The sequence below is a fragment of the Nocardioides aequoreus genome, assembly GCF_000720335.1.
Taxonomy (GTDB): domain Bacteria; phylum Actinomycetota; class Actinomycetes; order Propionibacteriales; family Nocardioidaceae; genus Marmoricola; species Marmoricola aequoreus.
Genome location: NZ_JOJN01000004.1, coordinates 66,670 through 91,655 on the forward strand (window position 1 = coordinate 66,670; position 24,986 = coordinate 91,655).

Annotated in this window: 22 protein-coding genes; 12 read left to right on the forward strand and 10 right to left on the reverse strand. The window is 74.3% G+C overall.

The genetic code is table 11. The features are described from left to right. Positions 1-60 precede the first annotated feature (60 nt). Positions 61-666, forward strand: coding sequence for a TetR/AcrR family transcriptional regulator (locus tag IG63_RS0109195; protein ID WP_036194975.1), 606 nt, complete (start codon positions 61-63; stop codon positions 664-666). Positions 667-745: 79 nt separating this feature from the next. Here the strand turns inward: IG63_RS0109195 and IG63_RS0109200 are convergent, their stop codons facing one another. From IG63_RS0109200 to IG63_RS0109215, 4 genes are all read right to left on the reverse strand, one after another. Then, positions 746-1,969, reverse strand: coding sequence for a bifunctional glycosyltransferase family 2/GtrA family protein (locus IG63_RS0109200; RefSeq protein ID WP_245604374.1), 1,224 nt, complete (start codon positions 1,967-1,969; stop codon positions 746-748). Further along, complete coding sequence (locus IG63_RS0109205) at positions 1,966-3,888, reverse strand: mannosyltransferase YkcB-related protein (protein ID WP_051706475.1); 1,923 nt, start codon at positions 3,886-3,888, stop codon at positions 1,966-1,968. Before IG63_RS0109205 ends, IG63_RS0109200 begins: the two co-directional genes overlap by 4 nt. A 357-nt stretch (positions 3,889-4,245) precedes the next feature. After that, positions 4,246-5,700 (reverse strand): sensor histidine kinase, encoded by a 1,455-nt coding sequence (locus IG63_RS0109210; RefSeq protein ID WP_245604375.1) that lies wholly within the window; start codon positions 5,698-5,700, stop codon positions 4,246-4,248. A gap of 10 nt (positions 5,701-5,710) precedes the next feature. Continuing rightward, positions 5,711-6,442: a response regulator transcription factor gene (locus tag IG63_RS0109215; RefSeq protein WP_030484083.1), complete on the reverse strand. Its 732-nt coding sequence runs from the start codon at positions 6,440-6,442 to the stop codon at positions 5,711-5,713. A gap of 147 nt (positions 6,443-6,589) precedes the next feature. On the opposite strand from IG63_RS0109215, the gene IG63_RS0109220 reads away from it, so the two are divergent. From IG63_RS0109220 to IG63_RS23025, 3 genes are all read left to right on the forward strand, one after another. Continuing rightward, a complete protein-coding gene (locus IG63_RS0109220) occupies positions 6,590-7,066 on the forward strand; it encodes a hypothetical protein (protein ID WP_157210093.1) in 477 nt (158 codons plus the stop codon). A 44-nt stretch (positions 7,067-7,110) separates the two neighbouring features. Continuing rightward, positions 7,111-10,899 (forward strand): ATP-dependent RNA helicase HrpA, encoded by a 3,789-nt coding sequence (gene hrpA, locus IG63_RS0109225; protein WP_030484085.1) that lies wholly within the window; start codon positions 7,111-7,113, stop codon positions 10,897-10,899. Positions 10,900-11,084: 185 nt separating this feature from the next. Further along, entirely contained in the window at positions 11,085-11,555 is a 471-nt protein-coding gene (locus IG63_RS23025) for a type II toxin-antitoxin system PemK/MazF family toxin (RefSeq protein ID WP_036194978.1), read from the forward strand. A gap of 16 nt (positions 11,556-11,571) precedes the next feature. Here IG63_RS23025 and IG63_RS0109235 read toward each other — a convergent pair whose 3' ends face one another. Both IG63_RS0109235 and IG63_RS22620 read right to left on the reverse strand, forming a co-directional pair. Then, complete coding sequence (locus IG63_RS0109235) at positions 11,572-12,183, reverse strand: hypothetical protein (RefSeq protein ID WP_030484087.1); 612 nt, start codon at positions 12,181-12,183, stop codon at positions 11,572-11,574. A gap of 42 nt (positions 12,184-12,225) precedes the next feature. Continuing rightward, positions 12,226-12,996 carry a hypothetical protein gene (locus IG63_RS22620; RefSeq protein ID WP_157210094.1) on the reverse strand — a complete coding sequence of 257 codons (771 nt, stop codon included), beginning with the start codon at positions 12,994-12,996 and terminating at the stop codon, positions 12,226-12,228. Between the two features lie 160 nt (positions 12,997-13,156). On the opposite strand from IG63_RS22620, the gene IG63_RS0109250 reads away from it, so the two are divergent. Continuing rightward, positions 13,157-14,587 carry an ABC transporter substrate-binding protein gene (locus IG63_RS0109250; protein ID WP_030484090.1) on the forward strand — a complete coding sequence of 477 codons (1,431 nt, stop codon included), beginning with the start codon at positions 13,157-13,159 and terminating at the stop codon, positions 14,585-14,587. Between the two features lie 5 nt (positions 14,588-14,592). Here IG63_RS0109250 and IG63_RS0109255 read toward each other — a convergent pair whose 3' ends face one another. Both IG63_RS0109255 and IG63_RS0109260 read right to left on the reverse strand, forming a co-directional pair. Continuing rightward, complete coding sequence (locus IG63_RS0109255; RefSeq protein WP_030484091.1) at positions 14,593-15,882, reverse strand: ribonuclease D; 1,290 nt, start codon at positions 15,880-15,882, stop codon at positions 14,593-14,595. Beyond that, positions 15,882-16,493 carry a DUF3000 domain-containing protein gene (locus tag IG63_RS0109260; protein WP_051706479.1) on the reverse strand — a complete coding sequence of 204 codons (612 nt, stop codon included), beginning with the start codon at positions 16,491-16,493 and terminating at the stop codon, positions 15,882-15,884. Before IG63_RS0109260 ends, IG63_RS0109255 begins: the two co-directional genes overlap by 1 nt. Positions 16,494-16,562: 69 nt before the next feature. On the opposite strand from IG63_RS0109260, the gene hemE reads away from it, so the two are divergent. After that, positions 16,563-17,597: a uroporphyrinogen decarboxylase gene (gene hemE, locus IG63_RS0109265; RefSeq protein ID WP_030484093.1), complete on the forward strand. Its 1,035-nt coding sequence runs from the start codon at positions 16,563-16,565 to the stop codon at positions 17,595-17,597. 30 nt (positions 17,598-17,627) lie between these two features. Here hemE and IG63_RS0109270 read toward each other — a convergent pair whose 3' ends face one another. Then, complete coding sequence (locus tag IG63_RS0109270; RefSeq protein ID WP_030484094.1) at positions 17,628-18,581, reverse strand: DUF4349 domain-containing protein; 954 nt, start codon at positions 18,579-18,581, stop codon at positions 17,628-17,630. Positions 18,582-18,643: 62 nt separating this feature from the next. Between IG63_RS0109270 and hemG the strand changes: the two genes are divergently transcribed. The 3 genes from hemG to IG63_RS21480 are packed head-to-tail and all read left to right on the forward strand — an operon-like array spanning position 18,644 to position 21,691. Further along, positions 18,644-20,056 carry a protoporphyrinogen oxidase gene (gene hemG / locus IG63_RS0109275; protein ID WP_030484095.1) on the forward strand — a complete coding sequence of 471 codons (1,413 nt, stop codon included), beginning with the start codon at positions 18,644-18,646 and terminating at the stop codon, positions 20,054-20,056. Continuing rightward, complete coding sequence (gene hemQ, locus IG63_RS0109280; protein ID WP_030484096.1) at positions 20,053-20,760, forward strand: hydrogen peroxide-dependent heme synthase; 708 nt, start codon at positions 20,053-20,055, stop codon at positions 20,758-20,760. Before hemG ends, hemQ begins: the two co-directional genes overlap by 4 nt. Before the next feature lie 52 nt (positions 20,761-20,812). Continuing rightward, complete coding sequence (locus IG63_RS21480; RefSeq protein WP_051706480.1) at positions 20,813-21,691, forward strand: hypothetical protein; 879 nt, start codon at positions 20,813-20,815, stop codon at positions 21,689-21,691. Here the strand turns inward: IG63_RS21480 and msrB are convergent, their stop codons facing one another. Beyond that, positions 21,692-22,111: a peptide-methionine (R)-S-oxide reductase MsrB gene (msrB, locus tag IG63_RS0109290; protein WP_030484098.1), complete on the reverse strand. Its 420-nt coding sequence runs from the start codon at positions 22,109-22,111 to the stop codon at positions 21,692-21,694. It abuts the gene before it with no gap. A gap of 122 nt (positions 22,112-22,233) precedes the next feature. Between msrB and IG63_RS0109295 the strand changes: the two genes are divergently transcribed. The 3 genes from IG63_RS0109295 (at position 22,234) to IG63_RS0109305 (ending at position 24,977) form a co-directional block, all read left to right on the forward strand. Next, positions 22,234-23,313, forward strand: a complete 1,080-nt coding sequence (locus tag IG63_RS0109295; RefSeq protein WP_030484099.1) for a ferredoxin reductase — start codon at positions 22,234-22,236, stop codon at positions 23,311-23,313. Positions 23,314-23,385: 72 nt separating this feature from the next. Next, a complete protein-coding gene (locus tag IG63_RS0109300; protein WP_030484100.1) occupies positions 23,386-24,582 on the forward strand; it encodes a fatty acid desaturase family protein in 1,197 nt (398 codons plus the stop codon). Further along, complete coding sequence (locus IG63_RS0109305; RefSeq protein ID WP_157210096.1) at positions 24,579-24,977, forward strand: hypothetical protein; 399 nt, start codon at positions 24,579-24,581, stop codon at positions 24,975-24,977. Before IG63_RS0109300 ends, IG63_RS0109305 begins: the two co-directional genes overlap by 4 nt. Positions 24,978-24,986 lie beyond the last annotated feature (9 nt).

Sequence of the window (24,986 nt, forward strand, 5' to 3'; positions counted from 1 at the left end):
GTCATGCTGTTGAACGCGTGTCAATAGCGTTGTTGACGTGAGTTCAGTAAGGTGGCCCACATGGGCGAGACCACGGCGACCCGGGTGCGCATGGCGCCGGAGCGACGCCGCGAGCAGCTGGTCGACCTCGGCGTGCGGCTGCTGGCGACGCGCTCGCTCGAGGAGCTCTCGATCGAGGTGCTGGCCGACGAGGCGGGCATCTCGCGCGGGCTGCTCTACCACTACTTCGGCGGCAAGCAGGAGTTCCACCTGGCCGTCTGCCGCCGCGCGGCCGAGCACCTCTACGAGGTCACGGCGCCGGAGGGCGACGCCTCGCCGCTGGTGCAGCTCGCGCGCTCGCTGGAGCGCTACGTCGACTACGTCGCCGCCAACTACCACGGCTACGTCTCGCTCGTCCGCGGCGCGGCGGGGGGCCACGAGGAGCTGCGGGCGATCTACGAGTCGGCCCGGGCCTCGCTGACCGACCGGCTCTTCGAGGCCTCCCCGGATGAGGCGGCCGCCCTCGGCCTGGTCGGCACCCCGCAGGTGCGGCTGGTCGTGCGCGGCTGGTCGGCCTTCGTCGAGGAGGTCGTCGTGGAGTGGGTCCGCGACCCCCGCGACGTCACCCGTGAGCAGCTCCTCGCCACCCTCGGCGCCTCCCTCCCCGGCCTCCTCGGCACCACCTGACCCGTCGCGCCGCCCATCCGCCTGAGATGCACGCCCATCCGCCTGAGATGTCGACATCTCAGGCGGATGGGGGCTCATCTCAGGCGGGTCGGCGGGCGAAGACCCACAACCGGAGCGCGGCGAAGCGGAGCACGGTGACGGCCAGGTTGGCCAGGGTCAGCACGACGACCTCGACGGCGGCGGTGGGGGAGCCCGCGGCGTGCAGCAGCCACAGCGCACCCGAGGTGACGCCGAGCCCGACGCCGAAGACCACCAGCCCCTGCACCTGGTGGCGCAGCAGCCGCCGTGGACCGCGGACGCCGAAGGTGAAGCGCCGGTTGGCGCCGGTGTTGGCGACCGCGGTGACCAGCAGGGCGGTGAAGTTGGCCCACCACGGTGACATCGCGACGCTGCGCAGGACGACGTAGAGCAGCGCGTAGGCCAGCGTCGAGAGCACGCCGATCATCACGAAGACGCCGATCTGCATGCCCAGCCGTCCACGCCCGGCCTCCGAGCTGGTGCGTCCGAGCCGCTCGCCGACCTCGCGCAGCGGCAGGTCGCCGCGCAGCAGGGCGGTGCCGAGGCGGGCGATGCCGCGCAGGTCCTCGAGCGCCGTCCGCAGCACGTCGACGCTGCTGTCGGGGTCGTCGACCCAGTCGACCGGCACCTCGTGGATCCGCAGTCCGGCGCGCTCGGCGACGACCAGGAGCTCGGTGTCGAAGAACCACGCGTCGTCGTGCACCAGCGGGAGCAGTTCGGCGGCGGCGTCGCGCCGGATGGCCTTGAAGCCGCACTGCGCGTCGCTGAAGCGCGCACGCAGCGTCGTACGCAGCAGCGCGTTGTAGCCGCGGCTGATCAGCTCCCGGCGGGGGCCACGCACGACCCGCGACGCCCGGCTCAGCCGGGTGCCGATCGCGAGGTCGGAGTGACCGCTGACGAGCGGCGCCACGAGCGGCAGCAGCGCGCCGAGGTCGGTGGAGAGGTCGACGTCCATGTAGACGAGCACCGAGCCCCCCGACGTCGACCACGCTCGCTTCAGGGCCCGGCCACGGCCCTTCTCCTCCAGGTGCACCACGCGGACGTCGGGGTGGCGGTGCGCCAGGCGCCGCGCGATCAGCGGGGTCTGGTCGGTGCTGGCGTTGTCGGCGATGGTGACCCTCGCGCTCCACGGCAGCGTCGCCAGGTGCTCCACGACGCGGGTCACCGAGGCCTCGAGCTGCGTCTCCTCGTTGTAGACCGGGATCACGACGTCGAGCACGGTGGCGACCGGCAGGCCGCCCGCGAGGACCTCGGGTACGCCGGACAGCGCGGCGGGGTCGCTCACCGGGCACCCCCGGAGAGGTCGTACATCGTCACGCCGTCGACGGTCTGCGCGGTGAAGCTGCTCTCCACCCACGCCGTGATCTCGGCCGCCGTGCTGCTGCCTCCCTGCGAGCCACCCGGCCCGGCGCCGCCACCGCTGATGAACCAGTGCACCTGGCCGCTCGCGACGTACTCCTGGAACTGCGCGAGGGTCGGGCTCGGGTCGCTGCCGTTGAAGCCGCCGATCGACATCACCGGCTCCTCGCTGGCCAGCTGGTAGCCGGCCGCCGAGTTGGAGCCGACGGTCGCGGCCGCCCAGGTGTAGAGCGCGGCGTCCTGCTGCAGCAGCGCCGTGATCTCGGTGGTCGACTCGCTGCCGCTGAGCAGCCCGCCGACCCCGCCGCCCGGTCCTCCGGTTGCACCCCCGGGTGCCTGGCCGGTCGCCCCGCCAGGTGCCTGGCCGCGTGCGGCACCGGGCATGCCGCCCGGCATCCCGCCGCCGAAGCCGCCGGTCGAGGGCCCCGCGCTCGGGATCGACCCGGTGTGGGGCGTCGCCGCCGTGCTGAGGGAGTACGCCGCCGGGCCGGCCAGGGCGACCACGAGCGACGCGACGACGGCGACGGCCGCGAGGCGGCGGGGGAGCCGGCCGAGACCCGCCAGCAGGAGGGCGCAGCCGAGCCCGCCGACGAGCACGACCCAGCGCAGCCCGGGTGCGAAGCCCTCGGCTCGGCTGAGCAGTGCGAAGCCCAGCACCGCGGTGAGGGCGGCGGCGAAGGCGAGCGTGCCGGTGGCGACCAGGCGGTCGCGCCGCTCCCAGAGCACCCAGCCACCGACGCCGACCAGCGCGGCGACCGCCGGGGCCAGCGCCACGGTGTAGTAGGCGTGGAAGATGCCGGCCATGAGGCTGAAGGTGAGGCCGGTGACGACGAGCCAGGTCAGCCACAGGGTGAGCGCGGGGGCGAGCCGGGCGTGGCGGCGTACCAGCCACAGGGCCACGGCGCCGAGCACGAGGGCAGCGGGGAGCAGCCAGGCGACCTGGCCGCCGATCTCGCTGTCGAAGAGCCGCAGCAGGCCGGTCTCCCCCCAGCCCATCTGCCCGCCGACGGAGCCGGTCTCCTCCCCGTTGAGCCGTCCGAGCCCGTTGTAGCCGAGGGTCAGCTCGAGGATCGAGTCGGACTGCGAGCCGCCGATGTAGGGCCGGCTGCCCGCGGGCCACAGCTCGACCACCGCGACCCACCACCCGCCGGCGAGCAGCATGGCGCCGAGGGCCGCGAGCAGGTGCAGCAGTCGCCGGCCGACGGGGGTGCGGGCGAAGAGCAGGTAGGTCAGGCCCAGGGCGGGCAGCACCAGGAAGGCCTGCAGCATCTTGGCCAGGAAGGCCAGGCCCACCAGGGCGCCCGCCAGGACCAGCCAGCGCACGGGCCGTCCGGCGCCGGCCTCGGGCCGGGCCTCCTCCACCGCGCGGAGGGTCGCCGCGGCCGAGCCGACGAGCAGCAGCACGAGCAGCGCGTCGGGGTTGTTGAAGCGGAACATCAGCACCGCCACCGGGGTGAGCGCCATGACGGCCCCCGCGACGAGGCCGGCGGCCGCGGAGCCCGTCGTACGCCGCACGGTGCGGTGGAGCAGCCACACCGTCGCGACGCCCATGAGCGCCTGCGGCACCAGGATGCTCCAGGTCGAGAGACCGAAGAGGCGTACCGAGAGCGCCATCGGCCACAGCGCCAGCGGCGTCTTGTCGACGGTGATCGCGTTGCCGGCGTCGCTGGAGCCGAAGAAGAAGGCGGTCCAGGACTCCGAGCCTGCCTGGGCCGCGGCGGAGTAGAAGGAGTTGGCCCAGCCGCTCTCGCCGAGGCCCCACAGGTACAGCAGCGCCGTACCTCCCAGGAGCGCGAGGAGCGCCGGTCGCGCCCACGCCGGCTCGTCCGGGTCGCCCCGCCACACCCGAGATCCTCGGGACCGGGCTGGGGTCTGGGCGCGTGAGGTGGTCGGGGCGGGACCCCCGGGCGGCTCCGTGGCCGACCGGGACAGGGCACTCGTCGTCATGGGGCCCACGCTCACCGCCCCACCTGCGAGCACCGTGGCTCCCGCCTGTGCCCGACCTGTGCACCGCTCCCCGCCGAGAGGTCACTGGCTGACCGCCGAGAGGTCACTGGCTGACTGCCGAGAGGTCACTGGCTGACTGCCGAGAGGTCACTGGCTGACCGCCGAGAGTTGGCTGACACCACGGGGTGGGGTCGTGCCAGGCAGTGACGTGTCGGTGGTCAGGCAGTGACGTGTCGGCGGTCAGGGAGTGACGTGTCAGCGGGGGAGGGTGACGGCGAAGGTCGTGTCGCCGGGCTCGGAGCCGACCTGGGCCGTGCCGCCGTGGGCCTCCGCGATCGCGGCGACCAGGGAGAGGCCGAGGCCGGCGCCCCCCGAGGAGCGGGTACGCGAGCTGTCGCCGCGAGTGAAGCGGTCGAAGGCCTCGGCCGCGAGCCCGGGCCCGAGCCCGGGGCCGTCGTCGTGCACGGTGAGACGTACGCCGTCGCCCTGCGCGGTCGGGGCCGCAGCGACGGTGACCGTGGTGCCGGGCGGGGTGTGGGCGCGGGCGTTGCCGAGCAGGTTGCGGACGACCTGGTGCAGGCGGTGCTCGTCGCCGGTGACGGTCAAGGGCTCGTCGGGCAGCGCGAGCCGCCAGTGGTGGTCCGGGCCGAGCACCCGCGCGTCGGTGACCGACTCGAGCAGCAGGTGCGTGAGGTCGACCTCGGCGCGCTCCAGCGGCCGGCCGGCGTCGAGCCGGGCCAGCAGCAGCAGGTCCTCCACCAGCGCCGACATCCGGTCGGCCTCCGTCTCGACCTTGTGCAGCGCCGAGCCGAGCGACACCGGGTCGTCGGGCGTACGCCGTGACAGCTCGGCGTAGCCGTGGATGGTGGCCAGCGGCGTGCGCAGCTCGTGGGAGGCGTCGGCCACGAACTGCCGCACCTGCTGCTCGCTGCGGTGCCGCGCCTCCAGCGACGACTCGACGTGGACCAGCAGCCGGTTGAGCGCGGCCCCGACCTGCCCGGTCTCGGTGCGCTCGTCGGTGAGGTGGTCGGGCACACGCTCGTCGAGGTCGATCTCGCCGGCGCCGAGCGGGAGCCGCGAGACCCGGTCGGCGGTGGCGGCCACCTCGGTCAGCGGCCGGAGCTGGCGGCGTACGAGCACGACGCCGAGACCGGCGGCGGCACCCACCCCGAGCAGCGTCAGCAGCAGCTCGATCCCGAGCAGCGCGGCGACGGTGTCATCGACGTCGCGGGTGGGCAGCCCGCTGACGAGGGTGGTGCCGTCGCGCAGCGTGCGGGCGGCCACCCGGTAGTCGCCGGCGCCCTCGAGGTCGACCGCGTGCACGCGGCCGTCGACCGGTACGTCGTCCAGCTCCTCGACCGCCTCGTCGGGCAGGTCCCGGGGCTCGTCGTAGGCCTCGGTGAGCACGAAGGCCCGCGATCCGGTGCCGTCGAGGAAGCCGATGAGCGTGCCGGGCGCCTGGTTGCCCGGCCCCGGGCGGTCGTCGTCGAGATCGCCGTACGGCGCCTCGCGCGGGGGGCTGCCGGGCATCGGCATCTCGGTGACGCGGCGCAGTGCCGACTGCACGTCGGAGTCGAGCCGGTCGACCAGCGAGCGGTGGATGGCCAGCGTGGTCAGCGTCGCGATGACCAGCGACACCACGGCGACGAGTCCGACCGCGGTGACCACGAGGCGCGCGGTCAGGGTGCGGGGGAGCAGGCGCGACAGCACGGGCGTCAGGCTAGGCCGGGTCGGCGGGCTTGAGCACGTAGCCGGCGCCCCGCATGGTGTGGATCATCGGCGCGCGGCCGGCGTCGATCTTCTTGCGCAGGTAGGAGATGTAGAGCTCCACCACGTTGGCCTGGCCGCCGAAGTCGTAGTTCCACACCCGGTCGAGGATCTGGGCCTTGCTCATCACCCGGCGCGGGTTGCGCATCAGGAAGCGGAGCAGCTCGAACTCGGTGGCGGTCAGTGAGATCTCCTCGCCGTCGCGCACGACCTCGCGGCTGTCCTCGTCGAGCGTGAGGTCGCCGACGGTGAGGGTGGAGTCGGACTCCGCGTGGCGGGCGCCGGCGCGCCGCATCAGGGCGCGCAGCCGCGCCACCACCTCCTCCAGCGAGAAGGGCTTGGTGACGTAGTCGTCGCCTCCCGCCGTCAGCCCGGCGACGCGGTCCTCGACGGAGTCGCGGGCGGTGAGGAAGAGCACCGGTACGTCGGGCTGGTCGGCGCGCATCCGCCGCAGCACCTCCATGCCGTCGAAGTCCGGCAGCATCATGTCGAGCACCACCGAGTCGGGGCGGTGCTGCTTGGCCGTCGAGACCGCCTTGCTGCCGGTGAGCGCCACCTCGACGTCCCAGCCCTCGTAGCGCAGCGCCATGCGGAGCAGCTCGGCGATGTTCTGCTCGTCGTCGACGACCAGCACGCGCAGGGGGCTCCCGTCGGGCCGGGTGAGCTCAGGAGCGGCGTTCTTCATGCCCCCACTGTGCGCCACCTGTGCGTGGCGGACCCGTGGGCACGCTGTGAGTCACCTGTGAGTCGATCTCGCGCATCACCCAGATGCCCAGGGCGCCCTGGGCGCCGTCACAGCGTCCGCACAGGCGGCCGTCGCAGGCTTCCCGGCATGACCGACGACACCCGTCCGATGCAGGCACCGGACCCCGACCCTGCCGACCGTCCCGCAGCAAGTCCTTCCGACTCGTCCCGCGCATCGATGCGCGAGCGGGTGCGTCCCCATGTCTCGGGGTGGAAGGGGGTGGTGGTGGTCGGCGTCGTGGCGGTCCTGCTCGGCGGTGCCGCCGGCGCCGCGATCGCCTCGGCCTCCGGCGACACCAGGGACGGGGGTCGCGACGGCCGCGGCGGGCACGGTCCCGGCATGGGCTACCTCTCGCCCGGCCAGGGTCCGGGCCAGGGCGGCTGGGGCCAGCGCGGTCGCGACGACGACGATGACGACGGCCGGCCGGCGCCACCCGGCGGCACGGCGCCCGACGACATGACGCCGCCGGACGGGATGACGCCGCCGGACGGGATGACGCCGCCGGACGGGATGACGCCGGACGGCACGGCGCCCGATTCCGGCCAGGACGACCCGACCACCTGACCGGAGCGCCGTCCTGACGCCCCCTGCGTCAGACTGGTCGGGTTGTGAGCGCACCCCAGCCCGAGACCGACCTCCGGATCGCCTTCCCACCCGAGCTGCCGGTCTCGGCACGCCGTGACGACATCGCCGAGGCGATCCGCGAGCACCAGGTCGTGGTGGTCGCGGGAGAGACGGGGTCGGGCAAGACCACGCAGCTGCCCAAGATCGCGCTGGCGCTCGGCCGGGGCAGCGCCGGGATGATCGGCCACACCCAGCCCCGGCGGATCGCGGCGCGCAGCGTGGCCGAGCGCATCGCCGAGGAGCTCGGCACCGAGATCGGCGACCTCGTCGGCTACCAGGTGCGCTTCACCCAGCGGGCGAGCGAGCGCAGCCGCGTCAAGGTGATGACCGACGGCATCCTGCTGTCCGAGCTGCAGCACGATCGCGACCTGCGTCGCTACGACACCCTCATCATCGACGAGGCGCACGAGCGCAGCCTCAACATCGACTTCATCCTCGGCTACCTCAAGCGGCTGCTGCCCCGGCGTCCCGACCTCAAGGTCGTGATCACGTCGGCGACGATCGACCCGCACCGCTTCGCCGCGCACTTCGCCGACGCCCAGGGCCGCCCGGCGCCGGTCATCGAGGTCTCCGGGCGCACCTATCCCGTCGAGGTCCGCTACCGGCCGCTGCTGGAGGAGTCGTACGACGACGAGGACGGCGAGGCGGTCCTGCGCGACCAGACCGAGGCGATCCGAGACGCGGTGGCCGAGCTGGTGCGCGACACCGCGGGCGACGTGCTGGTCTTCCTGCCCGGCGAGCGCGAGATCCGCGACGCCGCCGAGGCCCTCAGCGGGCTGGCGGAGGGGCGGGGCAACGGGGTGGGCGGCTTCGACGTGCTGCCGCTCTACGCCCGGCTCTCGAGCAAGGAGCAGCACCGCGTCTTCGAGCGGCACACCCGGCGGCGCGTCGTGCTCGCGACCAACGTCGCCGAGACCTCGCTGACCGTCCCGGGCGTCACCGGCGTCATCGACACCGGGCTCGCGCGGGTCAGCCGCTGGTCGACCCGCACCAAGGTGCAGCGGCTGCCCATCGAGCCGGTGAGCCAGGCCAGCGCGCAGCAGCGCTCAGGACGCTGCGGCCGGGTGGAGGCGGGCGTGGCGGTGCGCCTCTACAGCGAGGAGGACTTCGAGAGCCGACCGCGCTTCACCGACCCCGAGATCCTGCGCACGTCACTGGCCAGCGTGATCCTGCAGATGACCTCGCTGCGCCTCGGCGAGGTCGATCGCTTCCCCTTCCTCGACCCGCCCGACACGCGCGCCGTGCGCGCGGGGGTGCAGCTGCTCGAGGAGCTCGGCGCGCTGCGCCAGGGCCGCCTCACCCGCACCGGGCGCTCGCTGGCCCGGCTGCCCATCGACCCGCGCCTGGGCCGGATGATCCTGCAGGCCGACCGCGAGGGCTGCCTGCGCGAGGTGCTCGTGGTCACCGCCGCGCTGTCGCTGCAGGACCCGCGCGAGCGGCCGGTCGAGCACCGCGCGCACGCCGACCAGCTGCACGCCCGCTTCCGCGACCCGACCAGCGACTTCCTGACCTTGCTGAACCTCTGGCGGCACCTGCGCGAGCAGCAGCAGGAGCGGGGCTCCAGCTCCTTCCGGCGGATGTGCCGCGAGGAGCACCTGAACTACCTGCGCGTGCGCGAGTGGCAGGACTTCGAGTCGCAGCTGCGCCAGGTGGCGAAGCAGGTCGGCCTCAAACCGGGTCCGGTCGCCGACCAGCCCGACGCCGACGGCATCCACCGGGCGCTGCTCGCCGGGCTGCTCTCCCACATCGGGCTCAAGGAGGTGGCCGAGAAGCCGCGCGGTGGGCGCGAGCGGGCGCGACGCCCGATGACGGAGTACCTCGGGGCGCGCGGGACCCGCTTCGCGATCTTCCCCGGCTCCGCGGTGGCCAAGAAGCAGCCCGACCTGGTGATGGCCGGCGAGCTGGTCGAGACCTCGCGGCTCTTCGCCCGGCAGGTCGCCGCGATCCGGCCCGAGTGGGCCGAGGAGCTCGCGGGAGACCTGGTCTCGCGGCAGCTCTCCGAGCCCCACTGGTCGCGCAAGCGGGAGCAGGCCCTGGCCCGCGAGCGGGTGACGCTGTACGGCGTGCCGCTGGTCGCCGACCGCACCGTGGGGCTGGGGAGCCGCGATCCCGAGACCGCGCGGGAGCTCTTCATCCGGCACGCGCTCGTCGGCGGCGAGTGGCGGGCCCGGCACCGCTTCTTCGAGACCAACCGCGAGCTGCTCGACGACGCCGCGGAGCTCGAGCGGCGCTCGCGCCGCCGCGACATCGTGGTCGACGAGGAGACCCTCGTCGACTTCTACGACGCGCGGATCCCGCCCGAGGTCGTCTCCGGGGCGCACTTCGACACCTGGTGGAAGCAGGAGCGGCGGCGTCGTCCCGACCTGCTGACCTTCGACCCCGCGATGCTGGTGCACGACACCGCCGACCAGGTGACCGAGGGCGACTTCCCGGACGCCTGGGCCGACGGACCGCTGACCTTCTCGCTGCGCTACCACTTCGAGCCGGGGGCCGACGACGACGGCGTCACCGTCGACGTGCCGCTGGCCACCCTCAACACCGTCGGGCCGGCGCCCTTCAGCTGGAACGTGCCGGGCCTGCGCCACGAGCTGGTGACGGCGCTGATCCGCTCGCTGCCCAAGCGGCTGCGCGTCAGCTTCGTGCCCGCCCCCGACGTCGCGCGTCGCTTCCTCGAGGCGGTGCCACCCGGTGAGGAGGACCTGCTCGACGCGCTGTCGCGCTGGTGCCGGGCCACGACCGGGATCCTGGTGCCGCGCGAGGCGTGGGACCTCGACCGCGTGCCCGCCCACCTACGGCCCCGCTTCCGCGTGGTCGACGAGGACCAGCAGGAGGTGGCGGCGGGCAAGGACCTCGAGGAGCTCAAGCGTCCGCTCCGGGCCTCCTTCGACGCGGCCGTGCACCAGGTCGCCGCCGAGTCCGGGGTCGGCGCGACCGGCCAGACGACGTGGACCTTCGGCACGGTGGAGGAGTCCTTCACACGCACCCGCGCGGGCCACGAGGTGCGCGGCTACCCGGCGCTGGTCGACGAGGGCGACACGGTGGGGCTCGTCGTCGCGGCGTCCGAGCGCGAGCAGGAGGCGCGTCACCGGCTGGGCGTGCGCCGGCTGGTGCTGCTCGCCGTGCCCGTGTCGCCGGCCGCGCTGCTCGAGGGGCTCGACAACGCCGCCAAGCTCGGGCTCGCGGCCTCGCCCTACCCCGACGCCCGTGCCCTCGCCGCCGACTGCGTGGTCGCGGCGGCCACCGCCCTGGTCGACGCCTCGCCCCCGGTGCGCGACCGCGCGGCGTACGACGCCCTCGTCGAGCGGGCGCGGCGCGAGCTGCGGCGCGACGCCGAGGCGGTGCTGCAGCAGGTGCTGCGCGTGCTGGAGACCTGGCGCCCGGTCGAGAAGTCGCTGCGCGGCCGGGTCGAGATGGCGGCGCTCCCGGCGATGAACGACATGCGCGGCCAGCTCGAGCGGTTGATGGCCCCCGGCTTCGTCGGCGAGGCGGGACCCGCTCGGCTGCGCGACTACCCGCGCTACCTGCGCGCGATGTCCGAGCGGCTGGACCGTCTCGGCGACCTGCGGCGCGACCGCGAGCTGATGGACCGTGTGGTGCCGCTGCAGGAGGCCTGGCGGCACCAGGTGGAGGCGCTGCCCGAGGGCGTGCCGCCGGACGCGGGACTGCGTCGGGTGCGCTGGCTGCTGGAGGAGTACCGGGTGAGCCTCTGGGCCCAGCACCTGGGCACCTCCGAGGCCGTCTCCGACGCCCGGATCCGCAAGCTCCTGGGATGACGCGGCGACACCCGGCGTGAGGTTGTGCACAGCGGGCGCGATGTGCCACGGGAACATCGGGTTCGCTTGTATGGTTGGGCAGGCGTCGGGCCGCGGCAGCCCCGGGTCCCACAACAAGCCGCTACGAGCGGCCACGCGCCGTGAGGCGCTCCCGGCCCGACGCCCAAGCTTCCGCAGGAGGTCCAGTGCGAGCACCCCGCCCCCTCGCCGGCCTCCTGCGACGCGCCGTACGACGCGTCGCGGAGGCCGCCGCGCCGCCCGGCACCGTCGCCGCGCCCGACACCGACGTCTCCTACGCGCCGCGAGCCGACGGCCGGCCCGATCCCGGCGAGGTCGTCTGGGCCTGGGTGCCCTACGAGGACGACCCCAGCCGGGGCAAGGACCGTCCGGTGCTCGTGGTCGGGACCGAGGGCGCGACGCTGCTCGCGCTGGCCATGACCTCGAAGGACCACGACCGCGACGTGGAGCAGGAGCGTCGCGCCGGTCGCGAGTGGATGGACGTCGGCAGCGGCGCCTGGGACCGGCAGGGGCGTGCCAGCGAGGTCCGCACCAACCGGGTGCTGCGGCTCCAGGTCGGCGACGTGCGTCGCGAGGGCGCCGCGCTCGATCGTGCCACCTTCGAGCGCGTGGTGGCGGCCGCCCGGCCGCACCTGTAGCCGGCGCAGCACCTGCTCAGGACAGCGTGCCGGCGAGCTCCAGCCGCGCGGCGCGCTCGAGCTGCTCGGCCAGCGTGAGCAGCCGCGCCGCCGACAGGTCGGCGTCGTAGCGGTCGTGCTCGCGCTCGTCGTGGGCGCGACCGGCCGCGGTGACGCGGGCGAAGGCCGCGGCGCGGAAGAGCGTGTCGGCGAAGTCGCCCTGCACCACGCCGCGCAGCACCTGGTCGACCAGCAGGCGCACCTCGCGCGGTCCGGGTGGCTCGACCACCCCCGAGACCACCTCGCTCACCGGCACGTGGGCGCGACCGCGGTCGAACTCCTCGGCCGCGACGGCGGGGGAGGCGTGCACCCAGGTCCGCAGCAGGTACAGCCGCCACAGCGACCCCGCGAGGGAGTCGGCAGCCGCGCCCGACCACAGCTCGGCGAGCGTGTCGAGCCCCTCCACGTCGGCGAGGTGCACCACCCGGTCGACCAGCGCCTGGTCGGCGTGGCTGCGCCCGCCGCGCACCAGGGCGGTCGCGGCACGCTCGGCGGCGACGCCGAGCTCGGCGGGGTCGGTGGAGCCCTCGATGGCCTCGAAGTGACGCGCGCCGGGCATCGACGGACGGTGGTGGCGGCGCTCGCTCATGTCACCATCCTGACCAGCGAGGCCCGGCCGGCGCCAGGGCCCCTAGCCGAGCCTCGACGCGGCCGCCTGCAGGCCGAGCTCGAGCGGGTCCTGCCCACGCGGGTAGCTGTGGTCCTGCCCGGCGTGCTGCATGCGGAGCAGCGTGACGCGGTTGCCCGAGCGGGCGAGGCCGAAGGACTCCCACTGGCCGCCAGCGCGACCGGTGCTCGAGAGGTACCACCACGCCGTGGCCCCGCCCGCGTCGACCTGCTGGACGGGCCGGACGGTGACGTCGCCACGCCGGCAGTCCTGGTGCCAGCTGCGGAAGACGCGCTCCGCGCGCACGGCGTTGGTCTCGTCGACGAAGTCGAGCACCTGCTGCGCGGCGCGGTCGTCGCCGGAGCGGAGCTGCCGCTGCACGCCGTCGCGCGCCCCGATGGTGAGGGCGTCGAACTGGGCGCACCAGCCGAAGGGCCGGGTGCCCACCGGGCCGGTGCCTGCGGCCGTCCACGACGACTCCTCGTTGAGCCCCGGCAGCTCGCTCGCGGGGAGCAGCGCGTCGCGCAGCGTCGCCGGCTTGCTGGGCGCGCTCTCCGAAGGTGTCGGCGACGTCGTGGGCGTGTCGCTCGCGCTCGGCGAGGCACTGGCCGACTCCGTCGGGGTCTCGCTGGGGCTCGGCGTGGGCGTCTCGTCGGCGGACTCGGACGCCGAGGGCGAGGGGGCGGCGTCCGGCTCGTCGTCGCTGCCGCACGCGACCAGCGAGCCCAGGAGCAGCAGCGTCGACAGGGGCGCGAGCGCGCGCCAGGTGACCCTGCGTCGGGGGGAGGAAGGCATGGGCCCAGGGTAGGGCGGGGCGGTCATCCGGAGGCCGTACGACGCGGGCAGGCGTGTCCCCGCCGCCCCCGACGGGTGTCCGGGCGTCACCACCCTCCCGGCTATCGTGTCCGGGGCGTGACGGGGCGGGGCCGAACGGCTCCCCAGGGGAAGGACAGTGGTGCGGCGGCTGGTGCGAGGGTCACGACGACGGGTCGTCGCGGCGATCAGCGCGGTGCTGGCCGGGTCACTGCTGGCCGCCGGCTGTGCCGCCGACGGCAGCCCCGACGGGGAGCCCACGCCCACGGCGTCGTCGGCACCCCCGGGCACCCAGCTCACCATGTCGGTCTACGGGCCGAAGTCCGTCACCGACACCTACCGGCGGCTCGCCGAGGTCTGGGCGGGCGGCATGCAGGGCGTCGAGCTCGAGGTCAAGACCTACGGCGGCCGGGCGCAGGCGATGGCCGCGCTGCGGCAGGACCGCGCGGCGGGCGACCCACCCGACCTCTTCCTGGCCGGTCTCGACGATCTGGCGGGCCTCGCCACGAGCGGGGCGCTGCGGCGCGTCGACGACCTCCTCTCCGCCCGGCAGGTCGACTTCGGCGACGGCTACAACCGCCGCGGCCTCGAGGCCTTCGGACGTGACGCGGCGCTGCAGTGCATGCCCGTCGACGTCTCCCCGCTCGTCGTCTACTACAACCCGCAGCTGGTCGAGCTCGGCGAGATCGCGGAGGAGGGCCGCCGCGACATCAGCCAGCAGCGCGGCTGGACCCTCGAGGAGTTCGCCCGGGGCGCGAGCCAGCCGCAGGCACGCGGCGTCCGTGGTCTGTACGTCGCTCCGACGCTCGACCAGGTCGCGCCCTTCGTCTGGTCCGGTGGCGGGGCGATCGCCGACGACGTCGCGGCGCCCACGACGCTGACCTTCTCCGACGACGCCAGCGCCGAGGCGATGGAGCAGCTGCTGACCGTGGTGCGCGACCCGGCGCTGACCTTCGGGCCCCGGGCGCTGGAGCGCAAGCCGGCGCTGGAGCGCTTCATCGACGGTCAGCTCGGCATGATGCTCGGCTACCGCGACCTGGTGGCGACGCTGCGCGAGACCCCCGAGCTCACCTTCGACGTGATGCCGATGCCGGTGATCGACACGGGCGCCACGAGCGGTCGCATGTCGGGGCTCTGCCTCTCCGCGGACTCGCCCGAGGACGCGCAGGAGGCCGCGGCCGACCTGCTGGTCGACCTCATCAGCACGGAGTCGCAGAACGCCCTGGCCGAGACGGGTGCCGTCGTGCCGACCAACGTCGAGAGCCTGGGGAGCGAGTCGTTCCTGCAGTCCGGCGAGCGGCCGCTCCACTCCATGGTCTACGCCCGCGAGATGCGCGACATCGAGCCGCAGCCCGCCAGCGAGAACTGGGGATCGGTGAGCGCGGTCGCCAGCCGGCAGCTGGAGCGCCTCTTCACCGACCCGCTGATCGACCCGCTCGAGGACCGGCTCGCCGCCATCGACGCCGCCTCGGTGCCCCTGCTGGTCACCTCGGACGAGGGAGACGAGGAGGGCGACGACGAGGGCGAGGAGCCGTCGCAGACCCCCGAGCCCACGGAGGACGCGACGCCGTAGGCGCGTCAGGCCTCGGCGCGCGCCTGCAGGATCGCGGTGGTGATCATCGGCGCGGTCAGCTCGACCTGCCACTCGCGGGCACCGAGCGTGCGCAGGGCCTCGGCGACCGCCTCGGGGAGCTGCTCGGCCTCGGCCTTGGGCGGCTTCCAGAGCACGCGGCGCAGGTAGTCGGGCGTCAGCAGGTTCTCGACCGGCAGCCTGTGCTCCTCGCAGAAGGCGGTGACGAGGTCGCGGGCGACGGTGAGCCGCGCGGCGGCCTGGGGGTCGCGGTCGACCCAGGTGCGCGGAGGCGGCGGCGCGTCGCTGCGCACCGTGACCGGCGGCAGCTCGCGCTCGTCGAGGGCGCGGGCACGGTCGAGGGCGGCGACCCAGTCGGCGGAGCTGCGGCGGGCCGCGCGGCCGTGGAAGCCGGGGGTGTCGAGCAGTGCCTTGGGGCTGGTGGGCAGCGCGTTGGCAGCGGCGATCAGCGCGCTGTCGGGGAGCAGGCGGCCGGCGGTGGTGTCGCGCTGGCGGGCGAGGTCGTCGCGCGTCGTCCAGAGCTCGCGCACGGCCGCGAGGGCGCGTCGTCCCTTGGCCTTGTGGATGCCCGACGTACGCCGCCACGGGTCGGTGCGGGGGGTGGGCGCAAAGCCGAGCAGGTGGGCGAACTCCTCCTCGGCCCAGCGCTGCTTGCCCTCGGCGACCAGCTGGGTGGCGAGCACGTCGCGCAGCTCGAGGAGCACCTCCACGTCGAGCGCGGCGTACTCCAGCCACGGCTCGGGCAGCGGTCGCTTGGACCAGTCGACGGCCGAGTGCTCCTTGCGCATCCGGCGCCCGACGATGGTCTCGACGAGCGTGGCGAGGCCGACGCGCGGGTAGCCGAGCAGCCGGGCCGCGAGCTCGGTGTCGAAGAGCCGGCGGGGGACCAGGCCCACCTCGCGCAGGCAGGGCAGGTCCTGGGTCGAGGCGTGCAGGATCCACTCGGCGTCGCCGATGGCGGCGTCGAGCGCGCGGAGGTCGTCGAAGGGGATGGGGTCGACCAGGGCGCTGCCGGAGCCCTCGCGCCGCAGCTGGATCAGGTAGGCGCGCGAGGAGTAGCGGTAGCCGGACGCGCGCTCGGCGTCGATGGCCACGGCGCCCGTGCCGCTCGCGATCGCCTCGACCACCTCGGCCAGGGCCGGCTCGGTGTCGGTGACCGGGGGCAGCCCGTCGCGCAGGGTCAGCAGCGGCAGCTGCTCGGGCTCCTCGGGCGGCGGTGACTGCTCCGAGCGGTCGGTCGCGTCGTGGGCCTCGTCGTCGAGAGTGTCGGGGGCCATCAGGCGGGGCCGCGATGCGCTCGACGCGAGGGCATCACGGCGACGCCCTCGGGCACCGGCGGCAGCCCCACCGCGGTGCACAGCAGCTCGCTCCACGCCTCGACGTGGGGCGTGATGTCGCCGGTCGGCGACCACGACGCCCGGATCTCCAGCTGCGCGGTCTGTGGTTCCTCGGCCATGCCGCCGAAGCCCTGGGAGGCCACGCAGGTGACGCTGCCGGAGGGGGCGGAGTACGCCGCGCCGTGCGCGTCGAGCGCCTCGACCAGCCAGCTCCAGCCGACCTCGGCCAGCACGGGGTCCTGCACGAGCTCGGGGTCGATCTCGGCGCGGGCGTAGGCGACGCAGCGGAAGGTGCCGTCCCACGCGTCGTTGCCGGCGGGGTCGTGCAGCAGCACCAGCCGGCCCGAGCCGGTCTCCTCGCCGTCGACGACGACGTCGGCGCTGAGCGCCGCGGCGTGCGGGGCGATGCGCTGGGGGGCGGGCATCTGCTCCACGAGCACCTCGGGGCGCGTCGTGGCGGCGTGCAGCTGGGCCACCGCCCGAGTGAACTCGGGCGGTGCGGGTGCCTGCTCCCGTCGCGGGTCGCGACGGGGGTGGTCGGGTGCCGCCATGCCGCCAGACTAGGCCGCATCGCCGGGACCGCGTCCTCGACTCGCCGCCTGACCTGGGAGGATCGGGGCATGCCCTCCCCGCTGCACGACGCCCCCTTCCTCCGCGCCGCCCGGGGCGAGCAGCCGTCGCACACACCGGTGTGGTTCATGAGGCAGGCGGGCCGCTCGCTGCCGGAGTACCGCCGGCTGCGCGAGGGCATCACGATGCTCGAGTCCTGCATGCGTCCCGACCTGGTCGTGGAGATCACCCTGCAGCCCGTCCGACGCTACGGCGTCGACGCCGCCATCTTCTTCAGCGACATCGTGCTGCCGCTCAAGGCGGTCGGCGTCGACCTCGACATCAAGCCCGGGGTCGGCCCGGTGGTCGCCGAGCCGGTGCGCACGCTGGCCGACGTCGCGGCGATCCCCGACCTCACGCCCGAGCACGTCGACTTCGTCACCGAGTCGGTGCGCACCCTGGTCGGCGAGCTCGGCGCGACGCCGCTGATCGGCTTCGCCGGCGCGCCCTTCACGGTCGCGTCGTACCTCGTGGAGGGCGGGCCCTCCAAGGACCACGCCCGCACCAAGGCGATGATGCTGGGCGCGCCCGAGGTCTGGGCCGCGCTGATGGACAAGATCGCCGGCATCTCCGCCGCCTACCTCGAGGTGCAGATCGCCGCCGGCGCCTCGGCGGTGCAGCTCTTCGACTCCTGGGCGGGCGCCCTGTCGCCCTCCGACTACGCCGCCTCGGTGATGCCGTGGTCGGCCCGCGTGCTCCAGGCCGTGGCGGCGCACGACGTGCCGCGGATCCACTTCGGCGTCGGCACCGGCGAGCTGCTCGGGCTGATGGGCGAGGCGGGCGCCGACGTGGTCGGGGTCGACTGGCGGGTGCCGCTCGCCGACGGCATCGCCCGCGTCGGGGGCCGGGCGGTGCAGGGCAACCTCGATCCGACCCTGGTCTTCACCCCGACCGAGGTCATGCTCGCCCGCGCCGCCGAGGTGCTGCGGGCGGGGGAGCAGGCCTCCGGCCACGTCTTCAACCTCGGTCACGGGGTGCTCCCCGACACCGACCCCGACCAGCTGGCCCGGCTCACCGACTTCGTCCACGAGACCAGCGCCCGCTAGCGCCGCCCTGGCCGCAGGGGCAGCCGGGCGCTAGGCCGCGGCCTCGGCGGGAGGGGTGCCGCGACCGCGCCGGCGGCGTACGACGAGCAGCAGCGGCACGCCGAGCACCAGCACGAGGGCGGCGAAGGGGAGCACCGCGCCGGCGGCGGTCGCCAGCACGGTGGTGGCGGCGAGCAACGCCGACCAGCCCGAGTCGAGCCCGGCCAGGAAGCCGGTGGCGTCGTCGTCGGCGGGTACGTCGCCGGGCTCGCGGTCGAGGGTCAGCGAGATGGTCGACAGCGAGGTCTGGTCGTCGAGGTAGGCCTGCTGCGACTTCAGGGAGTCGAGGTCGGCCTGGCGCCGCGCGAGGTCCGACTCGATGGCGATGACGTCGCCGAGGTCCTCGGCCTCGGCGAGCAGCTGCTCGATGCGCCGCACGCTGCGCTCCTGCGCGCGCACCCGGGCACCGACGTCGACGACCTCGGTGGTGACGTCCTCGGCGGAGCGGCTCTGGTCCTGCACCTCGCCCAGCCCGGCGAGGTCGGTCATCGCCGCCGCGAAGCGCTCGCTCGGCACCCGCAGCGTCATGGTCGTGTAGGCCACCTCACCCTCGTCGCTGCTCGCCTCCTCGTCGGCGACCAGGCCGCCCCAGCCCTGCACCAGGCTCAGCGCCCGCGCGCGAGCCCGGGCCACGTCGTCGGTGCGGAGGTCGAGGCGACCGGTCGAGACGACCGCGCGCTGCATCGGCTCGGCGCGCCCGGCCGCGCCGTCCCCGCCGGCCGCGTCGCCGTCCTCGGCCTGGGCCAGGGCCGCGTCGCCCCCCTCGTCGGGAGCCGGCGCGGGCTCGCTCCCGGAGTCGGCGCCGCCGCTGTCGGAGGCCGAGCTGCCACTGGCGCCGCTGTCGGACGTGGAGGTGCTCCCGGCGCACGCCGCGAGCGGCAGCGCCAGGGTCAGGAGCAGCGTGGGAGCAGCGAGGCGGAGGAGCAGCGGGCGGCGACGGGTCATGCGGCTGGGACGCCGCGGACCTCGCGGCGGTTCCGCCGGGCCAGGTGTGCGACGCTGCAGTGGTGGGGCAGGTCGTGGTGGTGGGAGGCGGCATCGCCGGTCTCACCGCCGCCTGGCGGCTGACGCAGCGGCGTCCCGACCTGACGGTGACCGTGCTCGAGGGATCGCCGCACGTGGGTGGTGCGCTGCGCCTCGCCGAGGTGGGGGGCGTGCGCGTCGACGTCGGCGCCGAGGCGATGCTGCGGCGCCGTCCCGAGGGCGTCGCCCTGGCCGAGGAGGTCGGCCTGGCCGAGGACCTCGTCGTCCCGGCGACGACGGCCGCGCGGCTGTGGCTGCGCCAGGGCTCGGCCGCCCGGCTCGTGCCGATGCCGCGCACCCTGATGGGCGTCCCCGGCGACCTGCGCGCGCTCGAGGGCGTGCTCTCGTCCCGTGGGGTGGCGCGCGCCCGGCTCGACACCGTGCTCCCCGCCACCGACCTCGCCGGCCGCGACGTCAGCGTCGGCGACCTCGTCGAGGAGCGGATGGGCGCCGAGGTGGTCGACCGTCTCGTCGAGCCGCTCCTCGGAGGCGTGTACGCCGGCCATGCCCGCGAGATCTCCGCGCGCGCCGCCGTGCCGCAGGTGGTGGCGCTGCTCGAGCGGCACCGGTCGCTCTCGCGTGCCGCGGCCGGGGTGCTGCCCGCCGCGGGCGCGCCGTCGAGCCCTGTCTTCGCCGGGATCGACGGCGGGGTCGGCCGGCTGCCCGGGTCCGTGGCCGCGGCGCTGCGCCGAGCGGGCGTCGTCGTGCGCACCGGGGCGACCGTGCGCGACCTCGCGCATCGCGCCGACGGAGGCTGGCGGCTCGTCGTGGGCTCGGCCCACGACCCCGAGCTCGTCGAGGCCGACGCCGTGGTGCTGGCCACCCCGGCCCGCGCGACCGCGCGACTCCTCGCCGACGTCGCGCCGGACGCCGCGCTGGCCCTGGGGCGCATCGAGTCGGCCTCGGTCGCCGTGGTGACCCTCGCCGTCCCGGCCGACGCCCTGCCCGCGACCGAGGGCTCCGGCTTCCTGGTGCCGGCCACGGAGCGGCGCGACATCAAGGCCTCGACCTTCTCCTTCGCCAAGTGGGACTGGGTCCGCGAGCGCGGCGACGGGCTGCTCCTCCTGCGTGCCTCGCTCGGCCGCCACCGCGAGGAGCACACGCTGCAGCGCACCGACGACGAGCTGGTGCGGCTGGCGCTCGACGACCTCGCCCGTGCGCTCGGCGGCGACCTGCGACCCGTCGACACCCACGTGCAGCGGTGGGGCGGTGCGCTGCCGCAGTACGCCGTCGGCCACCTCGACCGGGTGGCGCTGGTGCGGCGGCAGGTGGCCGGCCTGCCCGGCCTCGCCGTGTGCGGGGCGGCGTACGACGGCGTCGGCATCCCCGCCTGCATCGCCTCCGCCGACCTGGCGGTGACGGGGCTGCTGGGCTCCCTTGACACAATGGCGCCATGAGCAGCGAGACCAGCGTCGGCAAGCGGGCCAAGGAGCTCAACGACACCATCCGCTACACGATGTGGTCGGTCTTCCGGCTCCGCGACCTGATCGGCGACGCCGACCGTGACGCCGAGGCGGCCGAGGTCGCCGACCTCCTCGCCAAGCTCGCGGCCGACGACGTCGTCACGCGTGGCATCTACGACGTCGCCGGGCTGAGGGCCGACGCCGACGTCATGGTCTGGTGGCACGCCGCGACCGTCGAGCAGGTCCAGGCGGCCTACCACCAGCTGCGCTCCACCCGCTTCGGCCGGCGCCTCGACCCGGTGTGGAGCCAGGTGGCGCTGCACCGTCCTGCGGAGTTCAACAAGAGCCACATCCCCGCCTTCCTGGCCGGGGAGGACGCCCGCGACTACATCTGCGTCTACCCCTTCGTGCGCTCCTACGAGTGGTACCTCCTGGAGGACTCCGAGCGCCGCGCCATGCTCGCCGAGCACGGCCAGATGGCCCGCGGCTTCCCCGACGTGCGCGCCAACACCGTCGCGAGCTTCGCCCTCGGCGACTACGAGTGGCTGCTGGCCTTCGAGGCCGACGAGCTCCACCGCATCGTCGACCTGATGCGTCACCTGCGCGCCTCGGAGGCGCGGCGCCACGTGCGCGAGGAGGTGCCCTTCTACACCGGGCGACGCCGCGAGCCCGCGGAGCTGCTGGCCCAGCTGCCCTGACCCGTCCCCTGGACGGAGGCCGGAGACGAGCCGGGCGGAACCCGAGCCGCGCGTGGCGCGTCGCACCACCATGCGGACCCCGGGGCTCCTCCTGCTGGCGCTGGTCGTGACGGCGTGCGGCAGTGGTCCCGGCGGCCCCGGGTCCGCGTCCAGCCCGCAGCCCGACCCCGAGCGGGAGCAGGAGTACGCCGCCGTCGGCACCGTGCTCGACGCCGGTCGTGGTCCGGAGCTCTGCCTGGGCGGGGTGGCGGATTCCTACCCGCCGCAGTGCGGCGGACCGGCGGTGGCCGGGTGGTCCTGGCGGTCGGTCGAGCACGAGTCGGCCTCCGGCGTCCGGTGGGGCGAGTACGCCGTGACCGGCACGTGGGACGGCGAGACCCTCACCCTCACCGACTCCCCGCGACGCGCTCGCGCCGACGACTACCCGGCCCCGGCGTCCGACGGGAGCGACTTCGGCACGCCGTGCCGCGTGCCGCGCGGCGGGTGGGCCCCCGCCCCTCCCGACGGCTGGCAGGACGCCGGCTTCCAGCGTGCCCTGCTCCTGGCGGAGCAGGTCGACGGGGTCGGGCAGGTGTGGGGCGACGACGGCGCGCGCGACGGCTTCGAGGGTGGTGCCGGCGACCCCGAGCGCCTCGTGCTCAACGTGACGGTCACCGGCGACGCCGCCGCCCGTGAGGCAGCCGCGCGCACGCTGCGGGCGGCGTACGACGGCGACGTGTGCGTCTCGCGCGCCGACCACTCGCGCCGCGACCTCGAGGCCGTCGCGCAGGAGATCCGGGAGCGCGACGACCTCGGCGTGCTGGTGTCGGGCACGGGGGCGCACGTCGACCTGGAGGTCGTGCACGACGACGGCACGCTCCAGGACGAGCTCGACGCGACGTACGGCGACGGGGTCGTCCGCGTCACCTCGGCGCTGCGACCCGTCGGCTGACTAGCCCTCGGCGGTCTCGCTGACCGGCTCGAGCTTCATGCTCACCGAGTTGATGCAGTAGCGCAGGTCGGTCGGGGTGCCGTAGCCCTCGCCCTCGAAGACGTGCCCGAGGTGGGAGCCGCACGTGGCGCAGCGCACCTCGGTGCGCACCTGGCCGAAGCTCTTGTCCTGGATGTACTCCACCCGGTCCTCGGCGAGCGGCGCGTAGAACGACGGCCACCCGCAGTGGGAGTCGAACTTGGTCTCGGAGCGGAAGAGCTCCGCCCCGCAGGCGCGGCAGGAGTAGACGCCCTCGGTCTTGGTGTCGGTGTACTCGCCCACGAAGGGGCGCTCGGTGCCGGCTTGGCGCAGCACGTGGAACTCCTCCGCGGAGAGCTCCTCGCGCCACTGCGCGTCGGTCTTCTCGACCTCGTATCCCATGCCCCGATCGTAGTTCTCCGGACAAGGGGGCGCGGCACTGGTTCAGTTGGTGACCCCTGGGTAATAACCACGTGAGTGGACAGTCGTTCACTCAAGCAGGAACGTCACGAGAGGGGAGCCGGATGGTCGCGGAGCGCATCAGCTGGGAGTCCGTACGCCGCGTGGGCTCGCGCATCACCACGCCGCTGAGCCCCGACGACTACCTGCGCCTGGTCAACCCGCTGTGGACCTCGCGCGAGCTGCGCGGCCGCATCGAGGAGGTCGTCCGGGAGACCGACGACGCGGCCACCATCGTGATCCGTCCCGGCTGGGGCTGGCACTACGACCACAAGCCCGGTCAGTACGTCGGCATCGGCATCCAGGTCGACGGCAAGTTCCACTGGCGCTCCTACTCGGTCTCCTCGCCCCCGCGGCGCTCCGGCGGCACCATCGCGATCACGGTGCGCGCCATGCCGGAGGGCTTCCTCTCCGAGCACCTGGTCTCCGGTCTCGAGCCCGGCACGATCCTCCGGCTGGCCAAGCCGCAGGGCGACTTCGTGCTGCCGGACCCGCCGCCGGCACGGATGCTCTTCCTGGTCGGCGGCAGCGGGATCACGCCGGTGATGGCGATGCTGCGCACGCTGCACCGCCGCGGCTCGCTGCCCGACGTACGCCTCGTCTACAGCTCGACCACCGAGGAGCGGATGATCTTCCGCGACGAGCTGCGCAGCCTGGCCGAGGAGCACGACGGCTTCTCGCTGCACGAGCAGTACACCGACAGCGACGGCGTGCTGTCCTTCCCCGACGACCTCGAGCAGCTGTGCCCCGACTGGCGCGAGCGCGAGACCTACGCGTGCGGTCCCGCCCCCATGCTCGACGCCTGCGAGGAGGCCTTCGAGGCGGCCGGGCTCGAGGAGCGGCTGCACCTCGAGCGCTTCTCGCTCGACCTCGGGGGCGACGGCGCCGAGGGCGGCACGCTGACCTTCTCCAACACCAACAAGTCCTACGACGCCGACGGCGCCGAGACCGTGCTCGAGGCGGGCGAGGCCGCCGGCGTCGGCATGCCCTACGGCTGCCGCATGGGCATCTGCCACACCTGCACGCTCACGCTCGTCGAGGGCACGGTGCGCGACCTGCGCAGCGGTGAGGAGCTCTCGGGTCCCAACGAGCGGATCCAGACCTGCGTCACCGCGCTCGCGGGCGACTGCACCCTCGACATCTGAGCCTCACCAGGCTCCACCACCCACCCCGATCACCGACCCCCGAGCTCGACCGCCGACCCGAAGGGAAGCCACATGGCCATCGCGGACGTCAAGGAGTACACCCACCTCAGCAGCGAGGAGGTGGAGGAGCTCGGTCGTGAGCTGGACCAGATCCGGCAGGACATCGAGGAGTCGCGCTGCGACGCCGATGCGGCGTACATCAACCGCCTCATCAAGGTGCAGCGCGGCCTCGCGGCGGCCGGGCGCGTCACGCTCTTCGCCAGCCGCTGGCGGCCGGCCTGGGTGGCCGGCACCGCGATGCTCGGCGTGGCCAAGATCCTGGAGAACATGGAGATCGGCCACAACGTGATGCACGGCCAGTGGGACTGGATGAACGACCCCGAGATCCACTCCAGCACCTGGGAGTGGGACACCGCCCAGCCGGCCGAGCAGTGGAAGCACAGCCACAACTACGTGCACCACCAGTTCACCAACGTGCTCGGCCACGACAACGACATCGGCTACGGCATCCTGCGGATGGCGCGCGAGCAGAAGTGGCACCCGGCCAACCTCGGGCAGCCGGTCTACAACGCCCTGCTCGCGACGCTCTTCCAGTGGGGCGTGGCGCTGCACGACCTCGACATCGAGGCCATCCGCAAGATGGAGAAGGACCCGGAGGTGATGAAGAAGCAGCTGGCGCAGATCGGCCGCAAGGTGCGTCGCCAGGTCGGCAAGGACTACGTCATCTTCCCGCTGCTCACCGGTCCCGCCTGGCGCAGCACCATGAGCGCCAACATGACCGCCAACCTGATGCGCAACCTGTGGTCCTACATGATCATCTTCTGCGGTCACTTCCCCGACGGGGCGCTGCACTTCAGCGAGGAGGAGATCGAGGACGAGACCCGCGCCGAGTGGTACCTGCGGCAGATGCTCGGCTCGGCCAACTTCACCGGCGGCCCGCTGCTGCACGTGATGAGCGGCAACCTCGGCTACCAGATCGAGCACCACCTCTTCCCCGACCTGCCGAGCAACCGCTACGCCGAGATCAGCGACCGGGTGCGCCCGCTGTGCGAGAAGTACGGGATCCCGTACACCACCGGTCCGCTGCACCGGCAGTACGGCCAGGCGCTGCGCACGATCATGAAGCTCTCGCTGCCCAACCGCATGACCAAGGCCGACCGGCCCGACGGGCCGCACGGTCCCGAGGTGCAGCGCGGTCGGCTCAGCGACGCCGAGCGGCAGCAGAAGCGCCGCGAGCTGGGCGGGTGGAGCTCGAGGGCGAGCGCATGATCGACCAGCCCCGCGTCGGCATCGGCGCGATCCCCTTCGCCAGCCGGGGCGACCTCGGCCTCGACAAGATGCGCGTCGTGCAGTGCGCGCTGAGCCGCATCTGCGGGGTCTGCGCGCAGACCCTCGACCGGCCGGTGGTCTTCCTGGGCAGCGAGCAGGAGGCCGCCCGCAACGCCTTCTGGTTCCCGCCGACCCACCGCTCCTGCGCCGAGCACGCGCTGCGCACCTGGGCGCGTGACTGGCCGGCCTCCATGGGCCAGCGGGAGCCGGTCGCGCGCTGGGTGATGGTGGCGACCTCCGGCTTCGAGTTCGTGCGCCCGACGCGCGAGCTGGTCGACCGGCGGCCGACCTTCGCACCCAACTCGCTGGTCGAGGAGCTGCCGCTCCCCGCCTGACCCGCGCGT